Below are 3,060 nucleotides of genomic sequence, written 5' to 3'. Positions count from 1 at the left end.
GTACTGCAACCTCGCGCACGAGCTGATCCAGCTCGGCGACTACCACCAGGCGCTCAGCCACGTCGAGGAAGGCATCGCCCGCTATGCGCGGCTCGACAACCCGCGGCTGCTCAGCGTGCTGCTGATCAACCGCGTGATCTGCCTGACCAACCTCGAGCGCGCGGCCGATGCGCTGGGCGATGTCGAGCGGCTGCTCGCGCTGCCGACCGACGCGAGCGGGCGCGGCAGCACCAACGCGAACTTCGAGACGATGGCGATCGCCGCGCTGCGCGCCGGCAACACCGCGCTCGGTGCCGAGCTGATCGAGCGCGCCTCGCAGGACAAGAGCGGCATCAAGGTGCCCGACGAGCGCATCACGCTGGTGGTCGCCACCGCCGAGGTGATGGCCGCGCGCGACCTGCTGCCGCAGGCCGCTGCGCTGCTCGCGCAGGCGCAGCCGGCGGTGCTGAACGCCGCGGCCGAAGGCCTGAGCCTGCGCGTGCGCTGCCTGTTCCACCAGGCGATGGCCGACACCCATGAGCGGCTGGGCCACGCGGCGCAGGCGCTGGCCTCGCTGCGCATCTGGCAGGCGCTGCACGTCGAGCGCGCGCAGCAGGCCTCGCGGGCGCGCTACCAGGCGGCCTCGCTGCAGACCGAGCTGCGCCGGCTGCAGCAGAACCTCGACGAGATCGAGGCGCGCCGCCGCAGCACCGAGCGCGCGAAGGCCGAGCTCGAGGCCATCAACCAGCAGCTGTCGCAGAAGATCGACGAGGTCGAGGCGCTGCAGGCCGAGCTGCGGCAGCAGGYCACGCGCGACTTCCTGACCGGCCTGTTCAACCGCCGCCACCTGAACGACGTGCTGCCGCAGATGCTGCTGCTCGCGCAGCGCGAGCAGCAACCGCTGGCGGCCGCGATCATCGACCTGGACCACTTCAAGTCGGTGAACGACCGGCACGGCCACGTGGCCGGCGACAAGCTGCTGGCCGCGTTCGGTGCACTGCTGATCGCGCACGGGCGGCGCAGCGACATCGCGTTCCGCTTCGGCGGCGAGGAGTTCTGCCTGCTGATGCCGCGCACCGATGCGTTCGCCGCGCAGCGCAAGGTCGAGGCGCTGCTCGGCGCGTGGCGCGATGAGGTGTTCCAGTTCGAGACCGGTACGCTGCACGGCAACACCTTCTCGGCCGGTGTCGCCGATTCGCTCGCCGAGCTGGCGGCGATGGAGCAGTTGCTGAAGACCGCCGACGACCGGCTGCTCGAGGCCAAGCGCAGCGGGCGCAACCAGGTGCTGGCGGCGGACCTGCGGGCCGATCCGATCGAAGCCTAGAAGCTGCCTGGATCCCCCGGGAACACCACCGGCGATTCGTAGCCGTCGGCCGACACCGCCGACACACCGAAGAACCAGTCGTCGATCACGACGTTCTTCAGCACCAGCTGGGTTGCATCGCCCGCGACGAAGCGGCTGCGCTGCCACTGCGGTGCGGTCGTCTCGCGCCACCAGACACGGTACCCGGCCACGCCCGGCTGTGCCTGCCACTTGACTGTGGTGTCCGGCGTCACCGCACCCCCGATCGACACCCCCTTCGGCGGCATCGGCGCGTTCGCCATCGCGGCCAGCGTCACCGCGTTCAGCCGCGTCACCTGCGCGAGGTACGGGAAGTCGACGCCGTCGATCGTGTCGCCGTAGGCGATGCCGCCCTCGGTGCGCAGGTCCTGGTGCTGGCGCGTGTAGTCCTCGTGCGCCTCGGTCACGCGCACCGCCGGGATGCCGGCATCGAGGAACGGCACCTGGTCGCCGCCGCGGCCGTAGCGGTCGGTGCGGTAGACCATCTGCACGCGCAAGTTGGTCAGGTAGCGTTCCGACAGGCTGGCCATGAAGCGCGCGATGTTGCGCGACGGCGAATCGACCTCGCCGCCGTTGTAGCGCCGCTTGCCGGCCTGCGCCGGCGTCTCGACCGCCTTGGTCCCTTCGGAGAACACGCGCACCGTGCCGTTGTCGTGCACGCCGTCCTGGCCGCGGCTGTTGCCGACGATGTCGTTGTTCAGGTCGGCCTGCACCTGCCAGCCCTCGACCTTGGCATGGTCGACCAGCACCTTGCCGCCGTACAGGCCCTGCTCCTCGCCGGACAGCGCGGCATAGACGATGGTCGCGCGGAACTTGTATTTCGACAGCACCCGCGCCGCCTCCATCAGCGCGGCGACCCCCGACGCGTCGTCGTTCGCGCCAGGCGCGTCGCTGGTCGCATCCATCACGTCGCTGACGCGCGAGTCGAGGTGGCCGGTGATCACGATCACGCGCTGCGGCTCGGTGGTGCCACGCTGCACCGCGACGATGTCCATCACCTCGGTCGGCTGCGGCAGCCGCGGGCCGGTGAAGGTCTGCGACGGCGTCGCCACCTGCAGGCAGCCGCCGCAGTCGCGCGACAGCGCGGCGAAGCGCGACTGCACCCAGCGGCGCGCCGCGCCGATGCCGCGCGTCGGCGAGGTGGTGTCCGAGGCGGTGTGGCGCGTGCCGAAGGCGACCAGGTGGGTGATGGTGCTGCGCAGTTCGTCGGGGCTGACGGCGGCGGCGATCTCGCGCAGCGCCGGCTGGTCCGGGAACGGCGCCGGGTCGGGCGCCGCGTGCGCAGCGCCCGCGATCGAACACAAGGCCAGCAGGCTCAGGCGAATCAGCTTCATCATGGAATCCAGGTGAGGGGAAGGTGGATCATGCCGGCTCGGGCCACGGGAAGCGCCCGTTCAGCACCGGCACGTCGCGCAGCCGCGCGACGCTGAAATCGATGAAGGCGCGCAGCTTCGCGGTGGCGCGGCGGCCTTCGAGGTGCACCAGCTGCACCGGCACCGGTGCCGGCTCGTGCCCGGCCAGCACGATGCGCAGCCGCCCGGCGCGCACGTCGTCGGCCACCTGGTATGACATCGCCCGCGCCAACCCGTGCCCGGCCAGCGCGGCAGCGATCGCCATCTCGCCGGTGTTGCCCACCAGCTGCATGCGCGGTTGCACGCTCTCGCCGCGCGTGCCGAACGCCCACGGCACGTTCACCGCGCCGTGCTGCGAGAAGCCGATCGCCGCATGCTGCGCCACGT

The 3,060-nt window shown here is 71.4% G+C and carries 3 protein-coding genes; 1 reads left to right on the top strand and 2 read right to left on the bottom strand.

Features of this window, described 5'->3' with window-relative positions:
• The coding region (locus AC1D15_RS24405) for a GGDEF domain-containing protein (protein WP_477828005.1) at positions 1 to 1,303 on the top strand (1,303 nt) is incomplete at its 5' end.
• Here the strand turns inward: AC1D15_RS24405 and AC1D15_RS24400 are convergent.
• A complete protein-coding gene (locus tag AC1D15_RS24400) occupies positions 1,300 to 2,655 on the bottom strand; it encodes a M28 family metallopeptidase (RefSeq protein WP_477828004.1) in 1,356 nt (451 codons plus the stop codon). The two genes, AC1D15_RS24405 and AC1D15_RS24400, sit on opposite strands and share 4 nt — an antisense overlap.
• Positions 2,656 to 2,683: 28 nt before the next feature.
• A partial coding sequence (locus tag AC1D15_RS24395) for a LysR substrate-binding domain-containing protein (protein WP_477828003.1) occupies positions 2,684 to 3,060 on the bottom strand: 377 nt, incomplete at its 5' end.

It is taken from the genome of Rhizobacter sp. P2_H2 (assembly GCF_056403375.1).
Note: the sequence above shows the minus strand (reverse complement) of the source record. Positions and strands in the feature narration are given on the sequence as shown.

What these genes read in the sequence shown, in the direction of transcription:
- AC1D15_RS24400 (WP_477828004.1), bottom strand. Translation starts at nt 2,655, where the DNA reads ATGAAGCTGATTCGCCTGAGCCTGCTGGCCTTGTGTTCGATCGCGGGC.